The following is a 22,050-nucleotide window of genomic DNA, read 5'->3' on the forward strand; positions in this document are numbered from 1 at the left end:
GAGGTGGGCTACACATCGGCCGAGTTTTATATTACTGTTAGGCATATACCGATCAGGAATATCGCTCGCGGACGTCGGGGGACAGCGAGCCGCCGTCGAGACTCGGGAGATGCGATGACAGACCTCATGACAGATGTGGCCCTGCAGGATCGTTCGGAGACCGTCCGCGCGGGCGGCGGTGCCCGGCGCGGCGACACCCCCACGGCACTTCTCGAGCGTGTCTCCGTGGTGCTCGATGCGTTCGAGGACGGCGAGGCCGCCTCCGGGCTCACCCTGGCCGATGTCGTGCGCCGCACCGCGCTGCCGCGCTCGTCGGTGCATCGCATGCTGGAGCAGCTGGTGCGCATGCGGTGGATGCACCGCTCGGGCCGCCGCTACCGCCTGGGGTTCCGTCTGCTGGAGCTCGGTGCGCTCGCAGTCAACCAGGACGAGCTGCACGCCGCCGCGCTGCCGGTGATGTACGAGCTGCATGCGGCCACCCGGCTGGTCGTGCACCTGGGGATGATCGAGGGGCCGGGCGGGGTCGACATCCTCTACCTCGACAAGATCGGCGGCCGGCTGGTGCAGGCGGTGCCCACACAGGTCGGCGGGCGTCGGCCGGCCGTCGGCACGGCCCTCGGCGCGGTGCTGCTGGCCGGGCGCGGGGACCCGCGCATGGATCCCGCCGCGGACGCGCGGATCGTGCGGGAAGGCGTCGCGCGCGTCACGTCGTCGGCGCCGCACGGCTACAGCTGTGTGGCGGCACCGATCGGACGCATCGGGGAGGCGACCGCGGCGATCTCGCTGTGCGCCCCCAACCGGCATGTGCGCTTGGACCCGCGGGCGATCTCACCGTTGCGGGTCGCCGCGGGAACGATCTCGCGCGCACTGGGCGGTGTGACCACCCCGGCCCAGGCGCGGCTGACCGCGTAGGAGCGGGCCGGGGCGACCGCGGGGTCATCCGCCGGCCGGGGCGGTGCCGGCCGGCACGCCGTTCCACTCGGCGATGGCCCAGTCGCCGGGAGAGCCGGAGACGCGCACCTCGTCGGTGTTGCCCAGCGGGCGTTCGATCACCATGTCCGGCGCGAAGTTCCCGGTCCCGTTCGCAGCCCAGGCCATGATCATGCCGCCGTGCGCGAAGGCGACGGGCTTCTCGCAACCCGAGTCGTAGATGGCCTGGACGGCGGCGTCGGTCCGGTCCATGAACTCGTGGCCGTTCTCGCCGCCGGGGACGGCCGCATCGAGGTCGCCGTCGATGATCCACGCCATGAGCACGTCGACGTACTTGTTGTCGCGGCCCTGCACGGGCATCGATTCGTAGGCGCCGCCCTCGACCTCCCTGAGTCCCGGGAGGATCCGCACCGGCACGTCCAGCAGCGCGGCTGTGGGTGCGGCGGTCTGCTGGGCGCGCACCAGGTTGGAGGCGAACACGCAGTCGTAGCCCTCCGCCGCGAGTTCCTGGGCTTTGGCCTCCGCCTGCTGCACCCCCGTGTCCGTGAGATAGGGGCCGGGGACGTCGGTGTGGAGATAGCCGGAGACGTTGCCGTAGGACTCGCCATGGCGGACGAAGGTGATGGACTTCTCTCCGCCGGGTTGCTGTGCGATGCTGCCGAATCCGGGCAGGTCGGCGATCGAGCCGAGCGGCCCGGCGGTCGGCGCTGCGCCGGCCGGTGCCACGAGGACGCACGCGGACGCGGCGGCAGCGGCGAGGGCGAGTGGAATGGTTCTGCGCACGGACGGGCCCCTTGCTCGAGGTGGTCTGATTCGCAGCGACCGTATTCCGTGGCTTCTGTGCGGGTCTGCAGCCCCGCCCGCCGGTTGGGAGAAACCGGCGGGCAGGGCTCGTGTCACACTGTGAACCCGCCGCGGTTGCTCTTGGTCTTGCCCTCCTTGAGCACCAGCAGGATGTTCTCGTTGTCGCCGACCAGGTCGGCGTCGATGCTCGGGTCGCCCTTCACCACGACGACGTCGGCGGTCTTGCCGGCCTCGAGGGTGCCGAGCGTGCTGTCGACGCCGCACAGCTCGGCCGACGTGCGGGTGCCGGCGACGATCGCCTGCATCGGCGTCATCCCCCCGTGTTTGACGAGCAGCCCGATCTCCTGCAGGTTGGTGCCGTGGTCCGGCACCAGGCCCGCGTCGGTGCCGACGGCGATCTTGACGCCCGCCTCCACCGAAGCGCGGATCGAGGCCTGCGCGATCTCGTGCCACTTCGTGCTCTTGGCGACGGCCTGCGGTGTGGCGGTGTCCGGGTGAAGGGTCTCCAGCAGCGTCGGCACCAGGTACTGGCCGCGCTCGACCATCTCCTTGCGCAACTCGTCCGTCAGTGCGTAGCCGTGCTCGATACTGCGCACGCCCGCCTTGACTGCGGCGGTGATACCCGCGAGGCCGATCGCGTGCGCGGCCACCGGACGGCCGCCGTAGTTGGCGGCCTCCTCGACCAGCGCGGCGACGAGCTCCTCGCGGGCGCCCAGCCAGTCCGGGTCGTCGCTGGGCGAGCTGACGCCGCCGCTGGAGGCGACCTTGATGACGTCGACGCCCTCGCGCAGCAGCTCGCGCGCCCGCAGGCGCGCCTCGTCGGGGGTGTCGACGAGGCTGCCGCCGATGATCCCGGTGCCGTCGACGCCGGACGGCGCGTGGAAATCCGCGTGTCCGCCTGTCTGGCTGAGCATCCTGTCCGCCACGAGCAGACGCGGGCCCTCGATCAGCCCGTGCGCCACGGCGTCCCGCACGCCGACATCCACGCCCATGAGGTCGCGCACGGTGGTCACGCCCGCCTCCACCGTGGCTTTGAGGCGGTCGATGAGCTGGAAGTAGCGGTACGACGGCGGCACCATCGCCGCCATGATCGGCGATCCCTTGGTGCCCGGCAGCGACATGTGCACGTGGACGTCGAAGAAGCCCGGGCAGACGGTGTTGCCCTGCAGGTCCACCGCCACCGGGGCGTGGTCGTCCTCGACCGCCGGAGCCCCCGACGAGGGGCCCGCATAGGCGATCGTGCCGTCGGCGATCTGCACCGTGGCGTCGGGCACGGGCTCGCCGCCGTTGCCGTCGATGAGGCGAGCGTTGTGCAGAACGATCATCTGGATCCCCTTTTCCCTGTCTGATTGTCGTGTGCGAACGATCCCGGCGGGCCGCGGCCGGGAGAATTCCCGAGAATATGCGGGAGTCTGTCTGTGCAGGTTCTCGCTGCCAGGTGAAAATCCCCTCTTCGGCATGCTGCGCAGCGGTGGATGCGATCCCAGTGACCCGACGTTGAGGCACACGCTAACACCGGCGGCGCAGGTCGTGGCCGTACTCCGGGAATCCGGCGTGATCGGTCGGGCAGACCGCGGAAACCGGGACGCGGTTGCCGAAGGCGGCTTAGGATCCGGGCGGATGGCGACGACGTCGTTGTCGAGGATGTCCATCGACCGGTATTGGTGGGAAGCCTATGTGCACACGTGTGATGTGGTCTGAGGCGAACGGCGCCGTGGTCGTCGGTCGCAATATGGACTTCCATAAGGATTTGATGACGAATCTGTGGAAACTGCCACGCGGAGTGCGCCGCGATGACGGCGTCGAGGGAAACCTGCAGTGGACCGCGAAGTACGGGAGCGTGATCGCGGCCGCATTCGACATGATCTCCGTGGACGGTCTCAACGAGGCGGGTCTTGCGGGACACGTGTTGTGGCTGGCGGAATCCGATTACGGGATGCGGGATGGATCCCGCACGCAATTGTCGCAGGCGATCTGGCTGCAGTATTTCCTCGATAATTTCGCCACCGTCGCCGACGCGGTCGCCTGGGTGGAGGGCAACGACGTCCAAGTGGTGCAGATGCCGGATCCGACGGGCGGTGGGCCTCCTGCGATCCATGTGGCGCTCGACGATGAGACCGGCGATTCCGCGATCATCGAGTACGTGGACGGCCATCCGCGGATCTACCACAGCCCTGAATACCGGGTGATGACCAATTCGCCCACCTACGAGCGTCAGCTGGAACTCGTCCAGCGATTCGCGGGCCTCGGCGGTGACGCGCCGTTGCCGGGGTCGACGGACGCGCAGGACCGCTTCGCGCGGGCCACCTACTACGTGGGGCGCCTCGACCGTCCGAAGGATCAGCTGGAGGCGATCGCCGCGATGTTCAGCGTGATCCGCAATGCCGCGCAGCCGTTCCGCATCCCCGATCCCGGCAAGCCCGATGCGTCGCAGACGATCTGGCAGACCGTGACCGACCTGACGAACCGCCGCTACGTCTACGGATCGACCACCCGGCCGAACATCGTGTGGACCGACCTGGACGAGCTCGACTTCTCCCCGGGGAGCCCGCAGCTCAAACTCGACCTGGTGGGGGAGCCGGCGGTGCAGGGCGGGCTCGCCGGAAACGTCAGCGGGCGTTTCGAGGACAAAGGGCCGATGACGTTCCTGTCCTTCGCGCTGCTGGAGAAGATGGGCGAGTCCGCCGCGCCGCTCACCTGAGCTGGAACCCCTTGTAGCCGGCGTCGGTGATCTCGGCCAGTTCCTCGCGGTACTTGCCGAACCCTGCGCTGTAGAGCATGAACACGCGCGGCTTGCCGGGGATGTTGGCGCCCATGTACCAGGAGTCCGCGCGGGGGAACAGCGTCTGGGCGGCCAGCTGTCCGCACCGCTGCATCCACGCCTGCTCGGCCTCGGGGTCCGGTTCGATCGATTCCAGGCCCTTGCTGCGTAGATGCCCGATGGTGCCGGCGATCCAGTCCACGTGGTCCTCGGAGGTGAGCACCATGTTGGCGAGCACTCCCGGGCTGCCGGGGCCGTTGACGGTGAACAGATTCGGGAATCCTGCCACCTGCAGCCCCAGGTAGCTCTGCACCCCGTCGGCCCACGCGTCGTGGATGGTTAGGCCGCCGCTGCCGCGGATGTCGATGCGGTCCATGGCGCCGGTGACCGCGTCGAATCCGGTGGCGAAGATGAGCACGTCCAGGTCGCGCATTGTGGTGCCGCCGCCGGGGTCCGCGGTGTCGATGCCGGACGGGGTGATGCGCTCGATCGGCGTGCGGCGCAGGTTCACCAGGTCGACGTTGTCACGGTTGTAGGTCTGGAAGTAGCCGGAGTCGGTGACGATGCGCTTGGTGCCGATGGGGTGGTCGGTGGGGATCAGCTCGTCGGCCACCGCCGGGTCGTCGACGACGGCGCGGATCTTGCGCTCGGCGAAGTCGCGGGCCAGCGCGTTGGCGTCCTCGTTGCGCATCTGGTCGGGGAAAGCCTTGGAGAACAGCACGCCCCCGAGCGTCCAGTAGTGCTCGTAGACGCGTTCGCGCTCGGCGTCGTCGACCTCGAGGGTGTTCTTGTCGTGCGGGACGAACGGCGAGCCGCCGCCGCTGAGCCGGGACTTGCGGCGGCGTTCCGCGTACCCGGCCTTCTGTGCACGCCGCTCGTCGTCGTCGGTGGGCCGGTTGGCGGCGGGGATCGAATAGTTGGGCGTGCGCTGGAAGACGGTCACGTGTGCGGCCTCGCGCGCCACCTCGGGGACCAGCTGGATGCCGGACGAGCCGGTGCCGATGACGCCGACGCGCCGGCCGGTGAGGTCGACGCCCTCGTGGGGCCAGGCGGCGGTGTGCAGAACGGTGCCGGCGAAGCTCTCGCGCCCGGGGATGTCCGGGTAGTTGACGGCGGACAGCGAGCCGCTGGCGAACACGCAGAACCGGCAGGTCGTGGTCGTGCCGGCGTCGGTGGTGACCGTCCACAGGTTGGCGTTCTCGTCGTAGTGGGCCGCGGTGACGCGCGTGTGGAATGCGATGCTGCGCCGCAGGTCGAAGCGGTCGGCCACGTGGTGCAGGTAGCGCAGGATCTCCGGCTGCGTGGCGTAGCGCTCGGACCAGTCCCACTCCTGCTGGAGCTCGTCGGAGAAGGAGTAGGAATAGTCGACGCTTTCGACGTCGCAGCGCGCCCCGGGATAGCGGTTGTGGTGCCAGGTGCCGCCCACGTCGGCCCCCGCCTCGAATGCCTGTAAGGTCAGCCCGTCGCCCCGCAGGCGGTGGACCGCGTACATGCCCGCGATGCCGGCGCCGACGATCACGACGTCCACGTCGCTGTCACCGCCCGTGGCGGCGGGGCTGGAAGCTTCCGGTCCGGTCATGATGGTTCCTCGCATTCGAGACGTACGCCACAGTCAATATGCCTAAACGGTATATCAGCGCCGCGCGGCGTGGAACGGTTCCTCCCACCACGCGGCACGCGCGTCGCATGGCGGCGCATGGACAATGGTGGGCATGAGCGACAACGGAACGCCCACGATTCAGCAATTTCTCGAGGAGGCGGGCATCGGGTTCCGTCCCGCCGACGTGTCCCTGCCGGCGGCCGCGGTGCCGGCGCCCGAGGGGTGGACGGTGCTCGGGCCGGAGGTGCTGCCCGGCGCACGCCAGGTGCTTGCAGCGGTGGATCGTTCGCGCGACGGCTGGTCGCCGAACGCGGTGTTGGTCGACAACACGCTGGTCGGGTCCGTGGATGCCGCCGGGTTCATGGAGTGTGCGGTGGGCGACGCGCGCCGGATGCCGGGGTGGAGCGAGGCGATCGCGCGGGTCGAACCGGTGGAGGCGGGCACGCGGGCGGTCATCCGCGGCACGTATGAGGCCGACGGCCGGACGGTGTGCGTCACCACGGTCTACCTGCTCACCGAGCGCGAGGCGGGACAGCATCTGGCGCAGCTCACCGCGACCATCGAGGCGGCCGCCGTCGACATGCTCGACGGGGTGGACGAGATGGTGGCGGGCCTGCGCGTGGAGGACTGACGGCCCGTTCACCGATCTGCTGCGCGAGCGGAACGCGTCGCTGCGGTAACGCCGCGCCGGGCGGGCCCGCCGGCCGTGAGGAACGCCGCCGCCGCGATCACCGCGCAGCCCAGCACCGTCAGTGCCATCGGCATCGGCCCGCCGCCGAGCCCGACGAGCGGCGAGACGACGGCCCCGACGGCGAACTGCAGCGCCCCGAGCACGGCCGACCCGGTCCCCGCGCGGTCGCGCACCCGTTCCAGCGCCAGGGCCGTCGCGTTGCCGAAGACGAACCCGGTCGAGCACGCGAGCAGGAACATGGCGGCCAGTAGCGGCCAGTGGGCGTCGGGACCGGCCGCCGCGATCACCGTCAGGAGCACCGACGCGGTGCACGTCGCCCCGATGCCCGCGGTGAGCAGAGCGCGCGGGTGGAACCGGCCGACCAGGCGCGAGTTCGCCGCGTTGGCCGCCGTCAGCCCCACGGCGTTGCAGGCGAACACCACCGCGTAGACCGTCGACGAATACCCCATGGACTCCTGCACCACGAACGACGACGCCGAGATGTACCCGAACAGCGCCCCGTATGTCATCGCGAACGCCACGGTGTAGCAGACGTAGACCCGCGTGGTGAGCACCGCGACGGCGGACCCGGCGAACGCCCGGAAACGGACGGGATGCCGGCGTTCCGGAGGCAGCGTCTCCGGGAGCACGCGCCACACGATGGCGAGCAGCACCACGGCGAACCCGGTGAGCACCCAGAAGACGCCGCGCCAGCCGAAGGGGCCCGCGACGACGACGCCGATCGGCGGGGCGAGGATCGGGGCGACCCCGACGATCACCGTCAGCAGGCTGTAGGTGCGCGCGGCCTGCCTGCCCTCGGCGAGGTCGGAGACGACGGCGCGGGCGATGACCATCCCGACGCCGCTGGACACGCCCTGCACCAGGCGCGCGGCGATGAGGACCGCGGCCGAGGGGGCGACGGCGCAGGCCACGCCTGCCGCAGCGAGCACGACGAGGCTCACCAGCAGCGGGCGCCGGCGGCCGAGACCGTCCGACAGCGGCCCCACCATCAGCTGCCCGAAAGCCAGCCCCACCATGAACGCGGTGAGGGTGAGCTGGATCGTCGCCGCCGATACGCCGAGCTCGTCCGCCACCTGCGGCAGGGACGGCAGGTACATGTCGGTGGCCAGCGGCCCTACGGCCGACATCGCGCCCAGAGTGAACAGCAGGGGCGTGCGGATTGATCTCGACGGCATGCCTTCGGAGTCTTGCCGTGCGCGCCCGCCGAACCAAGGGGGTGTTCTACGGGGCGGACACTCCGCTGCACGCCCATACTGGGGGTGACGGCTGAGGGAGCGGCGTATGACGCACGCGGACGAGACGATCGGACTGGCCCGGCGCTGGGCGGAGGAGGCCGCGCGCGTCCGCCCGGACCCCGCGGCCGCCCGGCTCGCCGCCATGGTGGCCGATCCCGACGGGCTGCGGTTCGCGGTGCACTTCATCGATGAGGTGATCCGTCCGGAGGACGAGGCCACTGCGGCGCACGCCTTCGCCGCGCTCGCGCGCCGCCCGCCCGCGTTCCTGCCCGGGCGGCTGCGCGCTGCTGCACGGCTCGGCGGCCTCGTCGCGCCGGGGATGCCGCGCCTGGCGGTGCCGCTGGCCCGGCGGGTGCTGCGCGCGATGGTGGCGCATCTCGTCGTCGACGCGACCGACCCGCGGCTGGGTCCGGCGATCGCGCGGATCCGCCGTCGCGGCTTCGACCTGAACCTCAACCTGCTCGGCGAGGAGGTGCTGGGCGCACGCGAGGCGGACCGGAGGCGGGCGGGCATCGCGACGCTGCTCGCCCGGGACGACGTCGACTACGTCTCGGTGAAGGTGTCCGCCGCCGTCGCGCCGCACGCGCCGTGGGCGTTCGACGAGCAGGTCACCGCCGTCGTCGACCGGCTGACGCCGCTGTTCCTGCAGGCGGCGCGGTCGCCGGCACGCAAGTTCATCAACCTCGACATGGAGGAGTACCGCGACCTGGACCTCACCATCGCGGTGTTCACCCGGTTGCTGGACGACCCGCGGCTGTCCGGCCTCGAGGCCGGGATCGCGCTGCAGGCCTACCTCCCGGACTCGCGGGACGCCCTGGCCCGCATGCACGCCTGGGCCGCGCGGCGGCGGTCGGCCGGCGGCGCGCCGGTGAAGGTGCGCCTGGTCAAGGGCGCGAACCTGCCGATGGAGACGGTCGAGGCCGAGCTGCGCGGGTGGCCGCAGGCGCCCTGGGCGACCAAGCTGCAGACCGACGCGCACTACAAGCGGCTGCTCGACGACGCGCTGCGGCCCGAACAGGCGGATGCGGTGCGCGTCGGCGTGGCCGGGCACAACCTGTTCGACGCCGCGCACGCCTGGCTGCTGGCGGGGGAGCGCGGCGTGCGCGGCGCAGTGGACATCGAAATGCTGCTGGGCATGGCACCCGGCCAGGCGGAAGCGGTGCGCCGGGATGTCGGGAGGTTGCTGCTGTACACGCCGGTGGTGCATCCGGACGAGTTCGACGTGGCCATTTCCTACCTGGTGCGCCGGCTGGACGAGGGGGCGAGCCCGGACAACATCATGCCGTCTGTCGGACGCCTGACGGAGGACGCCGTGTTCGCCCGCGAGCGCGACAGGTTCCTCGCCGCTCTGTCCGCGTCGGCCGGCCGCGTGTCCCGCACCCGGCGCACGCAGGACCGCGCGGCGGGCCCCGCGGCGGAGGTGCCGGCCTGGTTCGCCAACACGCCGGACACGGACCCGGCGATCGCAGCCAACCGGCGGTGGATGCGCGGGATCCTCGAACGCGTCCCGACGTCCGACCTCGGGGTGCGCGGCGTCGCCGAGCACACTGTGTCCGACGCGAATGCCCTCGGCGCGCTGCTCGCCGCGGCCGAGGACGCCGGCCGCGCGTGGGGTCGGCGTCCGGCGGCCGCACGCGCCGCGCTGCTCCGCGGAGCAGCCGACGGTCTCGAGGCCGCGCGCGCCCGGCTCATCGAGGTGATGGCGGCGGAGGCGGGAAAGACCCCGGCCGAGGCCGACCCGGAGGTGTCGGAGGCGGTCGACTTCGCGCGCTACTACGCCGACCGCTGCGATGAGCTCGACGCGACGCCGGGGGCACGGTTCCGCCCTGTGCCGTTGACGGTGGTGGCGTCGCCGTGGAACTTCCCCGTCGCGATCCCCGCCGGCGGCGCGCTGGCGGCCCTGGCGGCGGGGTCTGCGGTGATCCTCACGCCGGCCCCGCAGACGCCCCGCTGCGGGGAGGTGGTGGTCGAGTCGCTGTGGAGTGCGGGGATCCCGCGGGATGTGCTCCGGGTGGCGCACGTCGACGAGGACACGCTCGGGCCCCTGCTGGTGGCGGACCCGCGCGTGCGCCGGGTGATCCTCACCGGCGCCTACGAGACGGCGGCGCTGCTGCGGTCGCTGCGCCCGGATCTGCCGCTGCTGGCGGAGACGAGCGGCAAGAACGCCATCGTCGTCACGCCGTCGGCCGACATGGACCTGGCCGTGCGCGACGTCGTCCACTCGGCGTTCTCGCACGCCGGGGCAGAAGTGCTCGGCGGCGTCGATCGTGATCCTGGTCGGCGCGGCGGCGCGGTCGCGACGCTTCCGCGCGCAGCTGGTCGACGCGGTCCGATCACTGCGGGTGGGGCCTCCTGAGGATCCGGAGACGCAGGTGGGGCCGCTGATCGCCCCCGCGGACGGCGCACTGCTGGACGCCCTGACGACGATGGACGCCGGCGAGACGTGGCTGGTGCGTCCCCGCAGGCTCGACGACGCGGGCAGGTTGTGGAGTCCGGGCGTCAAGGAAGGCGTGCGGCCCGGGTCGGCGGCGCACCGCGTCGAGTTCTTCGGCCCGGTGCTCGCGGTGATGACGGCGCCCACGCTGGACGCGGCCCTGCGGATGCAGAACGGTGTCGACTACGGGCTCACGGCCGGCCTGCATTCGCTGGACCGCGGCGAGATCGCACAGTGGCTGGGCGGCGTGCAGGCGGGCAATCTCTACATCAACAAGGGCATCACCGGGGCGATCGTGCGGAGGCAGCCGTTCGGCGGATGGAAGAGCTCGACCGTCGGGCCGGGTTGCAAGACCGGCGGGCCGAACTATCTGCAGGCCCTGGGGGATTGGGAGCGCGCGCCCGGCACCGGCCGCTGGCTGGCGGCCGGCGGCGACGTCTCCCGCCTGGCCTGCGAGCGCAACGTGCTGCGCTATCTGCCCGTGCCGGTGCACGTGCGCCTGGCGGAAGGGGCGCCGGAACGTGATCTGGACCGGGTGCTGGAGGCGGCGCGCCGGGCCGGGGCCGAGGTGACGGTGTCGGCGGGCCGTTTCGAGACCGACGCCGCGTGGCGCGACGCGGTGGCGCGGGACCGCCCGGCGCGCATCCGGCTCATCGGCGGCGATCCGCAGGCGCTGGCGCGGGCCCTCGGCGGCGATCCGGCCGTCGCGGTGCACAGCCGCCCGGTCACCGGGTCGGACCGGCTGGAGATGCTGCCTTTCCTGCGGGAACAGTCGGTGAGCATGACCGCGCACCGCTTCGGCACCCTCGACGGGGGAACACGCGGGCCCGGCCCGCCGTTGCCACTGGTGTGACCTCTGCGCAGACCGAACATACGAGCTCCGGCGACGACGACCGCATCGTCGAACTCGAAGTCTGGACCGACGTGGCCTGCCCGTGGTGCTACATCGGCGCCACCCGGCTGGCCGCGGCTCTCGACGGGTTCGACCGCCGCGACCGGGTACGCGTCACCTGGCGGGCCTACGAGCTGGCGCCCGACGCCGAGGCGGGGGCGGGACGGCGTGAGGTGGACGCGCTCGTCGACTCGAAGGGCATGACCGTCGAGCAGGTGCAGCACATGTTCGGTCAGGTCTCCCAGGTGGCGGCGAGCGACGGGCTGCAGCTGGACTTCGACGCGACCATCGCCGCCAACACTTTCGACGCGCACCGGCTGGTGCACCTGGCCGGGGCCGGCACCGCGCAGGGCGGGCGCGTGTTGCGGGCGTTGTACCGCGCGCATTTCACCGACGGGGTGGCCGTGGACGACGTGGACGCGCTCGTGGCGATCGCGGAGGAGCAGGGGCTCGACGCCGGCGCGGTGCGCGCCGAGCTCGCCGATCGGGATTCCGCAGCCGCCGTGGAGGTCCGGGAGGACGAGCTCCTCGCCGCGCGATTCGGCATCACCGGCGTGCCGTTCTTCATCGCAGACCGTGCGTACGCCGTGTCGGGGGCTCAGCCCGTCGGCGTGCTCACCGAGCTTTTGCGGACGGCGTTCGACGGGCCGGAGGACGACTGAATGCCCGGCGCGACGATCAGAACGCTCACCACCGCAGGGGAGTTGGCGGAATCGGACGCGGTCTTCCACGCCGCCATGGTGGGTCTGCCTGCGCCCGCGGCGGACGAGGACGTCGCGGCGGTGCGCGAGCCGGGCCGCACGTTCGGCGCATACGTCGGGGACGGGATCCTGGTGGGCGCGACGGACTCCACGTCCGGCGCGATGACCGTCCCGGGCGGGGCCCGGGTGGCGCACGCGGCCGTCACCCATGTGGGGGTGCTGCCCACCCACACCCGGCGCGGCGTTCTCACGGCCCTCATGCGCCACCAGTTGAAAGACTGCCGCGGGCGCGGAGAGACCGTGGCGTCGCTGCGCGCCTCGGAGGCGGTGATCTACGGGCGTTACGGGTACGGCATCGCCAGCGTCACGCATGCGGTGTCGCTGGACCTGCGGGACGCCGAACTGCGCGCCACGGCCGGCTCCGGTGCGCCGCCGGTGCGCCTGGCGGACCCGGAGGGCTCCTGGGACCTGTTGCAGCGCATCGTCGACCGTCATCAGTCGGGTCGGGCCGGAACGATCAGCCGCGGCGCGCTGTGGTGGCGGGGACTGCGGGCCCGGACGCGGCCCGCACCCCACTACGTCGCGGTGTGCGGGGAGGACGGCTTCGTCTGCTACCGGCCGCTGGACACCGCGGCGTGGTTCACGAGCCGCGACCGCACCGTCGTCGTCACCGACCTGCACGCCGGCACCCCGGACGCCTACCGTGCGCTGATCGCGTTCCTCCTGCGCCTGGACCTGGTGCACACCGTGCGATTCCCGTGGCTGCCCGCGGACGATCCGCTGCCGTGGATGCTCACCGACCACCGCGCCGCGCGCGTGACGGGGGTGGGGGACGAGACGTGGCTGCGCCTGGTCGACGTCCCCGGCGCGCTCGGTGCCCGCACGTACAACCAGGGCGCGGCGGTGACGGTGCGCGTCGACGACGTCCTGCTGCCGGAGAACTCCGGGAACTACCGGATCGGCCCGGACGGTGCCGACCGGACCGGCGGCGCACCGGACGTGCAGGTGGACGTCGCCGACCTGGGCGCGGCCTATCTGGGCGGCGCCCGGTGGCATCAGCTGCGCGACGCCGGCCGGTTGCAGGAGCTCTCCGAGGGGGCGGTAGACCGGCTCGACGCGCTGTTCAGCACGCCGCGGGCGCCGTTCGCGGGGGTGATGTTCTAGTAGTAGACGACGCTGCCGAGCGCGACGAGCAGCGCCATCAGCCAGTCGGGCAAATCGGGCTTGCGGATCATCGTCCTACTCCTCTGTGCAGCGGTCCATACGTGTGGAGAATGCAGTTGTGGAATCGGCCGCCGCGGCCGCAGCGTGACGGATCGGAGGTCAGGGCAATGAGCCGCACTCGGTACTACACCGCGTCGAGCCTGGACGGGTACATCGCGACCGACGACCATTCGCTGGCGTGGCTGCTCAGCCGGGACATCGAGGACGACGGCCCGATGAACCACGGCGATTTCATGGCGGGCATAGGCGCCGTCGCGATGGGGGCGTCCAGCTTCAACTGGATCCGCGGCCAGCTGGGCCAGGACCAGTGGCCCTATGCGGTGCCGTGCTGGGTCTTCACCCACGGTTCCGCGGAACCGCCCCGGCCCGGTGCGCTGCCCGACGCCGACCTGCGTTTCGTCCAGGGCGACGTGGCCGCGGTGCACTCCGAGATGGTGGCGGCCGCGGGCGGGGGCGACGTGTGGATCGTCGGAGGCGGCGACCTGGCGGGGCAGTTCGCCGATGCCGGGCTCCTCGACGAGGTCAATGTGCAGATCGCGCCGGTGACGCTGGGTTCGGGCGCGCCATTGTTGCCACGCCATCTGGAGTTGCGGCTGGCCGAGGTGGACCGCAACGGCGAGTTCGCGTGCCTGCGGTTCGACGTGGTCTGAGGCGGTTCCGCGGAACCGTGCTGCGGCCGGACGCGTCGAATGTGTCGGTGGCGCGATCTACTGTGGGCACAGTTGTTCGATCCGGGTCGGCGGGTACGGCCGTTGAAGGACACGGGCACCGGGCGAGAGCGGGGGAGACGATGGCGGCGGATCACACGACGCAGGTGGAAGGGGCGCGCGGCATCGTCGATGACGCCTGCGACATCAAGGAGGTCGAGCGCGAGCTGTGCACGCTGGCGGCGCACATCGCCGCCGCCACGGCCCGGTTCCTGATCCTCCTGGCGCAGTTCGACCGCCGCGGCGGGTGGAACGGTATCGGCGTGCTGTCGTGCGCTCACTGGTTGTCCTGGCGCTGCGGCATCAACCTCCGGACGGCGCGCGACCAGGTGCGCGTGGCCCGCCGTCTCGAGGCGCTTCCGCTCACCCGCGCGGCCTGCACGGCCGGTACGCTCTCGTACTCCAAGGTGCGGGCCATCACCCGGGTGGCGACGCCGGAAACCGAGTCGGACCTGGTGGAATCCGCGCGCGGTGCCACCGCTTCCCAGTTGGAGAGGCTGGTCCGCGGGCTGCGGTCGGTGCCCGTACCGGAGCCGGACAAGGACGCACGGCCGCCCGCGGCCCCCGAACACCGGCTGAGCCACCGGTGGGATTCCGAGACCGGTGACCTCGTCGTTTCCGGGCGGCTCAGCGCGGCGGACGGCAAAGTCCTGCTCGCCGCTCTCACCCGCGCGGAGTTCGAGCGCAGGCGCACCGCCGGCGACGAGCCGGATCTCACCGGCCCGCCGCCCGCAGACGCCGCCCCTGCCGCTGTGGCGATGGCGGAGACGATGCTCGCGGTGGCGGACGCGCCCGCCGACGCACCGGCGGCGGAGGTCTCGTTCGTCGTCGACCACACGGGTGCACACGTGGAGGACGGCCCGGCCCTCGGCGACGCCGCGGCGTCGGCCGCGATCTGCTCGGGCAGCGGCCGTCGGATCGACACCGCGGGCGGCCGCGTCCTGCGGTTCGGCAGGCGTCGCCGCCTGCCGTCGTCGGCGCAGCTGCGGGCGCTGCACCTGCGCGACGGCGGCTGCCGGCACCCCGCGTGCGGGTGCACCCGATTCCTCCACGCCCACCACGTGCGCCCGTGGAGCCACGGCGGGACCACCGACCTGGACAATCTGATCCTCCTGTGCGGCACCTGCCACCGCGGCCTGCACGAGGGCGCCTTCGGGATCGACGCGCTCGGCGGGCAACGGTTCGTTTTCCGCGCGGGCGGCGTCGTCGAGGCGGCGCCCGCCATGGCGGGGGACGCCGACGCGATCCGCGAGGGGGACGTGGACGCCAGTGCGCTCACTCCCGATGCGGACGGGAAGCCGTTGGACCTGCACTATGCGGTCTCGGTGCTGGCGGATGCGTGGGAACGCGACCGCCGGCGGGCCGCGTAGGCCGGCGACGTGATCGACGAAGCGCCGGAGTTGGACGCGGAGGCGATGTTCTTGTGTGCGGCGCTGTGGGCGCGGGACGCCGAGCGTGTCGCCGCGGTGGCGGAGCTCGTGCTGCCGGACGACTTCGAACGGCCGTCCCACGCGCTCATCTTCGCGACGTGGCGCGACCAGGCCCGGACCGGCCGTCCCCACGACGCCGCCAGCATCGCGGCCCGCCTCGCCGACGCCGGCGAGGAGTGTGCGCCGCGCACCGTGCATTCCGCGTTGCGCGGCATCACCACGCTCGGGGCGGAGCCCGTGGCGCTGGGCTGGTACGCGATCGACGTCGCCACCGCTGCGTATCGCCGATCGTTCCTGCGCGTGGCGGAGTCCGTGGCGCACGCGGCGGCCGCAGCGCCCACCGACGAGCTCTTCCCGATCCTCGTGCAGCACGGCACCCGGCAGCGGAAGGAATCCCGGCGGCTCGCCGAGCTGCAGCGGCGACTCGGCGCGGACCCGGACGACGGTTCCGCGGAACCGTGAGCGGCTCGCCGCCTAACCGAGCCCGGCGGGGAAGCCCACGCCCGTCAGCTCCTCGGACGCCTCCCACAGCCGGCGGGCCAGGTCCGGGTCGGACGCCTCAGCGCTGCGTCCCGCGAGTGCGGGCCCGCCGCGGGCGCCGAGCATCCTGTCCGGGCCCAGGAAACTGCCGCCGGGAAGATCCTGGCTGGCGGCGTACAGAGTGGGCAGCGCCCCCGCTTCGGCGCTCTGCGCGATGGTCGCATTACCGATGCGGCCCAGCAGGTCTCCGACGGGGTTCGCGGTGCGCGTCTGCAGGTTCGTCGACGCGTAGCCGGGGTGCGCGGACATCGAGCGCACCCGCGATCCGGCCTCGCGCAGGCGGCGCTCCAACTCGAGGGAGAACAGCAGGTTCGCCAGCTTCGACTGGCCGTACGCGCGGACGCGGTCGTAGCGTCGGCGCCGCCAGTTGAGGTCGTCCAGGTCGATCGTGCCCATGCGGTGCGCCAGCGACGCCACCGTCACCACGCGGTCGGTGACGCGCGGCAGCAGCAGATTCGTCAACGCGAAGTGTCCCAGGTGGTTGACGCCGATCTGCGTTTCGAACCCGTCGGCCGTCCGGCCCTCGGGCACGTGCATGATGCCGGCGTTGTTGACGAGCAGGTCGATCGGGCCGTCGCCCCAGTCTTCCGCGAAGCGGCGCACCGAGGCGAGTTCAGCCAGGTCGAGCGCGCGCACGTCGGTCTCGCCGGCGATGCCCGCCGCGGCCTGCCGGCCCCGGTCGGTGTCGCGGACCGCGAGCACGACCGTGGCCCCGGCTGCCGCCAGGTGCCGGGCGGTGATCAGCCCGAGCCCGCTGGTGGCGCCGGTGACGACGGCGGTGCGGCCGGTGAACGACGGGAGGTTCGCTGCGGTCCAGGAGCTGTGCGACATGCCGTCGACGTTACCCGCGGAGCCGCTTGGCGACGGCCTTCCGCTGCTGGTCCGCGTAGCGTGCGATGCCCTTGGCCAGGCGCCGCGAGTGCGGGGTGGCGATGATGGACGCGAGTGAGAGCGGGGTGGGTTGCGCGGCGATCGGGCGGAGGTGCGAGAACGTGTCGAACCCGAACTTGCCGTGGTAGTTGCCCATACCGGACCGCCCCACACCGCCGAACGGCAAGTGGTGCATCGCGTTGACCAGGCCGAAGTCGTTCCGGTTGACGCTGCCGGAACGGGTGCGCGCGAAGAACCGGCGGAAAGCCGCGTCGTCGTCGCCGTACCAGTAGGCGCCCAGGGGGCTGGGGCGCGGCGCCAGATGGTCGATGACCTCGTCCACCGCGCCGTAGGTGTGCACCGCCAGAACGGGACCGAAGATCTCCTCCCGGCTGATCGCCATCGCGTCGGTGACACCGGTGACGACGGTGGGCGGGATCTGCCGGCGCACGGGGTCCGCCGACTCGTCGCCGGCGCTGCGCACCGTCGCACCCTTCGCCCGCGCGTCGTCGAGGAGGCCCATGATGCGCTGGTACGCGTCGTCGTCGATGATCGACACGTACTGCTCGTTGCCGGAGACGACGGGGTAGCGCTTGCACCAGCCCTCGAGGAGGGCCTCGACGAAGACGTCCGCCGCCTCCTCGGGGACGAAGGCGTAGTCGGGGGACAGGCAGGTCTGACCGCTGTTGACCATCCGTGCCGCGCCGATCCTGTCGGCCGCGCGGCGCACGTCGGCGGTGCGGGCGACGACGGCGGGGTTCTTCCCGCCCAGTTCGAGGGTGACCGGCGTGAGGTTGTCGGCGGCGGCGCGCTGGATCTTGCGGCCCGTCTCCGTGGAGCCGGTGAAGAACAGGTGGTCGAACGGCAACGCGGCGAACTCCGAGCCGGAGGCGGTCTCCTTGGTGACCACCACGAGCTCCTCCGGTGCGAAATACTGCGGGGCCAGCTCGGCCAGCACCGCGCACATGCGGGGCAGCGCGGACGACGGGCGCAGCAGGACCCGGTTGCCGGCGGCGAGCGCGGCGGCCGCCGGCTGCACCAGCAGCTGCAGCGGGAAGTTCCACGGTGCGATGACGCCCACCACGCCCAGCGGCACCGCATGCGTCTCCATGGTGACGCCGACCAGGCGGGCCAACGGCTGCGGTCGCTGCGGGCGCATCCACGATGCCAGGTTCTTCTGCAGGTAGGTCATCTCGCCCAGGCCGGAGACGACGTCGGCGATGAGCGACAACGATTCCGGCCGGGTGCCGTAGTCGTCGCGGATGGCGGCGGTGAGCCTGTCGCCGCCGTCGAGGAGCATCGCCTTGAGCCGGTCGATCCGGTCGATGCGGACCTCCGCCGAGGCGGGGCCGTCGGCGAGGAAGGCGGTGCGCTGGTTGTCGAACAGTTCCTGAAGTCGCTCGGTGGTCACCTGTCCAGGCTATGTCAGGCGGGTGCGACCCCGTCAGTCCAGTTCGTCCTCCGATGTCAGCCTCATGCCGGTGACGCCGTCGATGCCGCCGAGCCGTGCGAGCAACTCGTCCGGCGTCCCGCCGCCGCGCAGGCTCAGGGCCACGGACACCTGCCCGTCCTCCTCGTCACGCGGCGAGACCCGGATGACGCGCCACCGCGCGTCGGTGGCCGCCGCGAGCAATTCTCGCAGGGTGCCGCCGCCGGTGCGGTAGTCCACGTCGATGTCGACGAGCGTGTCCGCGCCGGGGAGGCGGCGCGTGATCATCGGGTAGCCGAAGGCGATGACGAAATGCAGCGCCGTCACGACGACGGCGAGCAGCCACAAGCCGGTTCCGGCGGCCATGCCGATGCCGGTGGTCTCCCACACCGCCGCGGCCGTGGTCAGCCCCCGGACGGCCCCGCGCCGGGTGATGATCAGGCCGGCGCCGATGAATCCGACGCCGGAAAGGATCTGCGCGGCCACGCGTGACGGGTCCAGCGACACGCCGTCGCCGAGCACATCGAAGAACCCGTACTTGCTGATCTGCACCATCAGGGCCGCGGCCGTGCCGACGATGGCCTGCGTCTTGAGTCCGGCGCTCTTGCCGCGGAACCTGCGCTCCAGGCCGATCAACGAGGCGAGCACGAACGCCAGGATCAGCTCGCCGATCTGCAGCAGACCCTGGCCCTCAGCATTGCCGAGCCCGGCGGCAACCTCCGATGCGCCCATCGACTCCACGGTAGGCCACCGGCGCCGCCATCCTCAGGGGTTCAGCCCCAGGGGACCGAAGCGGGGGGCCCGGCCGCGGCGCGCTCGCACACCCAGCCGTCGGGACTCTCGCCGCCCTCCAGGAACGCCAGATACTGCTCGGCGGCGGAGTCGGAGAGGACGCCCTGCAGCTCGGGGTAGAGGATCGGCTCCTCCTTGGAATTGTGGGCGTCCAGGCGGGTGAGCAGATCCCGGCACAGTGCCGCAGCCGACGAGGCGGGCACCGGATCGACGGTGAGTGCGGCGTCGACCTGGTCGAGAATCTGCCACATCTCGCCGTGCTCGCGCAGCATGACGAACACGGGGGCCATCATCCCGGCGTCGCGCAACGGCGGGAACAAGTAGACCTCCTCGAGGTAGATGTGCCGCCGCAGCTCGTCGAACACCGCCTCGAGGCGCTCGCGGCCGTCGGCGTCGCCGTTCAGGAACGCGTAGATCCCGTCGTCGATCGCGTGGTGCTCCGCTTCGAGAGCCTCCGCGAGCGTCGTGTCGGTCATGCCGGGCCTCCGTCCGTGCCGATGTCCACCCCCGCATGAATCATAGGACGAAACTGCGGCAAAAGGGGCGCCAGCGTCAGAAATCCACGTCCAGGCAGGCCAGGCGGGCGCCGGCGTCGCCCGCATCATGCGTGCCGGTCGACGTGAGGTGGTCGAGGAACACCAGCGAGCGAGCCTCACCGGGGCGGAACGTCCAGCCCAGCGTGCGGGTGCTGTAGGCGGTTCCTGCGGGGGTGGTGGTGAAGTCCAGCCACAGCTCGTTCGACGTGTTGGCGTACTCGGGATCCGTCGACGGGACTCCTGCGGGGTCCGGGCGGTTCTGATATCGGGCGCCGGCGGACCCGGGCTGCGTGCCGCACGGCTCCGTGGTGGCGTGCACGCCGTATTCCGTGGACGGCTGCAGCCCCGTAACGTTGAGGGTCACCACGGTTTGCGAGCCGTGCACGGATTCGGTGACCGTGGCCGTCGCATTCTGCGGAACCTTCGCGGGGTCGTAGGTGACCGCGTTGGAGGCGATCTCCGGTACGAGGAAGACGCCTGTGGTGATGTGCGATGCGGGCGGGGCGGCGTTGGCGGGCGGGGGTGCGGCGGCATCGGATCCGCAGGCGGCGGTCGCGGCCGCCGCGGCGAGTGCTACGGCCACGGCCGCGTACCTCGTCGGTCCCGCACGACGCGCGTCCATAGGTCCAGACCTACTCCCTGAACACGTTCGGAGCCACCGATGGCACGACGGGCAGCGTGAGCCCCTGGCCCGCGCCGCTCTGCGGAATCGTGATCCTGTGCGCCGTGATGCCGCCGCGGTAGTTGACGTCGCCGCCGGCGACGACCAGGCGGAGCCGGTGGCCCGTGTCGATGCGGTGCACGAGCGCGCGCATGTCCACGGTGACGGGCTGCGAGGGGTCGAGCACCCGCACCGGTGAGACGAGGCCGTCGATGAGCGTGGCGGTGCCGTCGGGGGCCACGTCGTAGAGCTTGGCGAACACCACCGCGGAATCCTCGACACTTCCGTCGAGCGGGCGTGCGGTCGCCACGGTCAGGCGAAGAGTGGGTCCGCCGACGATGTCGACGGGGGCCTGCGCGGGGGCGGTGGTCCACGCGGCGGCGCTGCCGGGGAGCTCCGCCGTCGGCACGTCCATCGCCGGCGCCATCGCGGGCGCGGAGACCTCGGTGGGCAGCCCGCCCGGCAGCGTGTACAGCGACTGCGCGCCGTCCGTCGCCGGCCCTGCCGTCAGCGACCCGTCGCCGGAGAGTGCGAGGGTGCGGGGGACGCCGACATCCACCGTGGGCGATTCGGCGTAGGCGGGGGCGGCGTTGCCGGAGTAGTCGACCCACGGGCGGAAGTACGCGAACTCGGGCCCGGTGGGGGTGGGTGCGTCCTTGAGGTAATGGTCGAGCCAGTCGGTGCGGCGTTGCACCATGTACTGCGACCCCGGGTCCCAGGCCTCGTCGCCGGCCGGGTTCTCGCCGGGGACCGCGCCGCCGCTGGAATGGCCGAACCGCTGCCAGACCAGCTTCACCTCGGTGCCCTGCTCCTGCAGCGCCCGATAGGTGGTGGTGGCCTCGCGCAGGTCGAACAGCGTGTCCTGCTCGCCCTGGAGCAGCAGGGTGGGAACGGTGACGTCGGAGAGGTACGAGGACACGGAGGTGGCGCGGAAGGTGTCGATGACGTGCTGGTCGACGGTACCGGTGGCGACGCCCTCGGCCAGGCCCTGGCACACCTCGGGCATGAAGTTGGGGCAGCCGGCCAGGCGGGACGGATCCTCCCGGTAGCTCTGGTACTGGACCGGGGTGAGGAATCCGGCCGCGGCCAGTGTCGCCGTCCAGGTGAGCTTGCTGACGCCGGGTACCGGGCCGCTCACCCCCGGCCCTTGGTCGAGGGTGTTCGGCACCAGCGAGTACGACAGGTCGTTCCACGTGATCGACGGTGTGATCGTGTCCAGCCGAGGATCCACGGCGGCGACGGCGAATTGGATCTGCCCGCCGTACGATCCGCCGATCATGCCCACGCGCGGATCGTGGTCGCGTGGCGTGCCCTGGTGGTCCACGGCGTCGCGCGCGATGTAGTCCGGCGCTGCGACGGGCCGGGTGTGGGCGGCGTCGGCGAAGGCGATCCCGCCGCGTCCGCCGAGGAATCCGATCAGCTGGGATCCCGCCCGGCCGTCCTGTGCGCGGCTGTCCATGCCGATGCGGCACCCGGAGCCGCCGAAGCCGAGTCCGGAATACGCCAGCACCGCGTACCCGCGGTCGGAGAAGTACTCGGCAGCGGCGGTCAGGTCGTCCTTGGAGCCGCCGAACCCGTTGGTGGCGAGGATCGCGGGCACCGGCGCGTCGGCCGTCGCCCCCGCGGGGCGGTACAGATCGCCGACGATGTCGCAATGCTGCTCGCCCGGTCCCACGGTGACGGCGAAGTGCACAGTGGTGACCTCGGCCGCCTGCGGCGCCGCGACGGCGACGGCGGGCGCCGCGGTGAGCATCGCGGCGAGCGCGGCGGCCACCGGAACCGCTCGTGCGGACAGCCTGCGCATCGATCCCCC

At 72.0% G+C, this 22,050-nt stretch carries 20 protein-coding genes; 10 read left to right on the top strand and 10 right to left on the bottom strand.

What is annotated here, in order from left to right; genetic code table 11:
• Nucleotides 1-114: 114 nt before the first annotated feature.
• On the top strand, nt 115-912 hold the full coding sequence (locus tag H4F70_RS02195; RefSeq protein WP_182358874.1) for an IclR family transcriptional regulator: 798 nt from the start codon (nt 115-117) through the stop codon (nt 910-912).
• A 24-nt stretch (nt 913-936) separates the two neighbouring features.
• Here H4F70_RS02195 and H4F70_RS02200 read toward each other — a convergent pair whose 3' ends face one another.
• Complete coding sequence (locus H4F70_RS02200; RefSeq protein WP_182358875.1) at nt 937-1,713, bottom strand: histidine phosphatase family protein; 777 nt, start codon at nt 1,711-1,713, stop codon at nt 937-939.
• A 113-nt stretch (nt 1,714-1,826) separates the two neighbouring features.
• Entirely contained in the window at nt 1,827-3,059 is a 1,233-nt protein-coding gene (locus H4F70_RS02205; RefSeq protein WP_276520951.1) for a metal-dependent hydrolase family protein, read from the bottom strand.
• 350 nt (nt 3,060-3,409) lie between these two features.
• Between H4F70_RS02205 and H4F70_RS02210 the strand changes: the two genes are divergently transcribed.
• Entirely contained in the window at nt 3,410-4,435 is a 1,026-nt protein-coding gene (locus H4F70_RS02210; protein WP_182358876.1) for a linear amide C-N hydrolase, read from the top strand.
• On the opposite strand, the gene H4F70_RS02215 is transcribed toward H4F70_RS02210, so the two are convergent.
• Complete coding sequence (locus H4F70_RS02215) at nt 4,428-6,074, bottom strand: flavin-containing monooxygenase (protein ID WP_182358877.1); 1,647 nt, start codon at nt 6,072-6,074, stop codon at nt 4,428-4,430. The genes H4F70_RS02210 and H4F70_RS02215 overlap by 8 nt on opposite strands.
• 133 nt (nt 6,075-6,207) lie before the next feature.
• Between H4F70_RS02215 and H4F70_RS02220 the strand changes: the two genes are divergently transcribed.
• Entirely contained in the window at nt 6,208-6,726 is a 519-nt protein-coding gene (locus H4F70_RS02220) for an LpqN/LpqT family lipoprotein (protein WP_182347197.1), read from the top strand.
• Between the two features lie 8 nt (nt 6,727-6,734).
• Here the strand turns inward: H4F70_RS02220 and H4F70_RS02225 are convergent, their stop codons facing one another.
• Nucleotides 6,735-7,961, bottom strand: coding sequence for a multidrug effflux MFS transporter (locus H4F70_RS02225; protein ID WP_182358878.1), 1,227 nt, complete (start codon nt 7,959-7,961; stop codon nt 6,735-6,737).
• A 106-nt stretch (nt 7,962-8,067) separates the two neighbouring features.
• Here H4F70_RS02225 and H4F70_RS02230 point away from each other — a divergent pair, with 106 nt between their 5' ends.
• The 7 genes from H4F70_RS02230 (at nt 8,068) to H4F70_RS02255 (ending at nt 15,871) form a co-directional block, all read left to right on the top strand.
• Nucleotides 8,068-10,377 carry a proline dehydrogenase family protein gene (locus H4F70_RS02230; protein WP_338064885.1) on the top strand — a complete coding sequence of 770 codons (2,310 nt, stop codon included), beginning with the start codon at nt 8,068-8,070 and terminating at the stop codon, nt 10,375-10,377.
• Nucleotides 10,289-11,308 (top strand): aldehyde dehydrogenase family protein, encoded by a 1,020-nt coding sequence (locus H4F70_RS20940; RefSeq protein ID WP_338064886.1) that lies wholly within the window; start codon nt 10,289-10,291, stop codon nt 11,306-11,308. The genes H4F70_RS02230 and H4F70_RS20940 overlap by 89 nt, the downstream gene beginning before the upstream one ends.
• On the top strand, nt 11,305-12,009 hold the full coding sequence (locus H4F70_RS02235; protein ID WP_235681289.1) for a DsbA family oxidoreductase: 705 nt from the start codon (nt 11,305-11,307) through the stop codon (nt 12,007-12,009). Before H4F70_RS20940 ends, H4F70_RS02235 begins: the two co-directional genes overlap by 4 nt.
• Complete coding sequence (locus H4F70_RS02240; RefSeq protein WP_182358879.1) at nt 12,010-13,212, top strand: GNAT family N-acetyltransferase; 1,203 nt, start codon at nt 12,010-12,012, stop codon at nt 13,210-13,212.
• A 167-nt stretch (nt 13,213-13,379) separates the two neighbouring features.
• Nucleotides 13,380-13,922 (top strand): dihydrofolate reductase family protein, encoded by a 543-nt coding sequence (locus H4F70_RS02245; protein ID WP_182358880.1) that lies wholly within the window; start codon nt 13,380-13,382, stop codon nt 13,920-13,922.
• A 140-nt stretch (nt 13,923-14,062) separates the two neighbouring features.
• Complete coding sequence (locus tag H4F70_RS02250; protein WP_182358881.1) at nt 14,063-15,349, top strand: HNH endonuclease signature motif containing protein; 1,287 nt, start codon at nt 14,063-14,065, stop codon at nt 15,347-15,349.
• A gap of 9 nt (nt 15,350-15,358) precedes the next feature.
• The gene (locus H4F70_RS02255; protein WP_182358882.1) at nt 15,359-15,871 is read left to right on the top strand and encodes a DnaB-like helicase N-terminal domain-containing protein; all 513 of its coding nucleotides are present in this window, start codon (nt 15,359-15,361) and stop codon (nt 15,869-15,871) included.
• A 12-nt stretch (nt 15,872-15,883) separates the two neighbouring features.
• Here H4F70_RS02255 and H4F70_RS02260 read toward each other — a convergent pair whose 3' ends face one another.
• The 6 genes from H4F70_RS02260 to H4F70_RS02285 all read right to left on the bottom strand — a co-directional run bounded on the left by H4F70_RS02260 (nt 15,884) and on the right by H4F70_RS02285 (nt 22,041).
• Nucleotides 15,884-16,780, bottom strand: a complete 897-nt coding sequence (locus H4F70_RS02260; protein ID WP_182358883.1) for an oxidoreductase — start codon at nt 16,778-16,780, stop codon at nt 15,884-15,886.
• Nucleotides 16,781-16,790: 10 nt separating this feature from the next.
• Nucleotides 16,791-18,230, bottom strand: a complete 1,440-nt coding sequence (locus H4F70_RS02265) for an aldehyde dehydrogenase family protein (RefSeq protein ID WP_182358884.1) — start codon at nt 18,228-18,230, stop codon at nt 16,791-16,793.
• 33 nt (nt 18,231-18,263) lie between these two features.
• Nucleotides 18,264-18,980 carry an MgtC/SapB family protein gene (locus H4F70_RS02270; RefSeq protein WP_182358885.1) on the bottom strand — a complete coding sequence of 239 codons (717 nt, stop codon included), beginning with the start codon at nt 18,978-18,980 and terminating at the stop codon, nt 18,264-18,266.
• A gap of 41 nt (nt 18,981-19,021) precedes the next feature.
• Entirely contained in the window at nt 19,022-19,516 is a 495-nt protein-coding gene (locus tag H4F70_RS02275) for a hemerythrin domain-containing protein (RefSeq protein WP_182358886.1), read from the bottom strand.
• A gap of 76 nt (nt 19,517-19,592) precedes the next feature.
• A complete protein-coding gene (locus tag H4F70_RS02280) occupies nt 19,593-20,159 on the bottom strand; it encodes a superoxide dismutase family protein (RefSeq protein WP_182358887.1) in 567 nt (188 codons plus the stop codon).
• Between the two features lie 49 nt (nt 20,160-20,208).
• Nucleotides 20,209-22,041, bottom strand: a complete 1,833-nt coding sequence (locus tag H4F70_RS02285) for an alpha/beta fold hydrolase (RefSeq protein ID WP_182358888.1) — start codon at nt 22,039-22,041, stop codon at nt 20,209-20,211.
• Nucleotides 22,042-22,050: the final 9 nt, after the last annotated feature.

Source organism: Tomitella gaofuii (genome assembly GCF_014126825.1).
In the GTDB taxonomy this organism is placed as follows: Bacteria; Actinomycetota; Actinomycetes; order Mycobacteriales; family Mycobacteriaceae; genus Tomitella; species Tomitella gaofuii.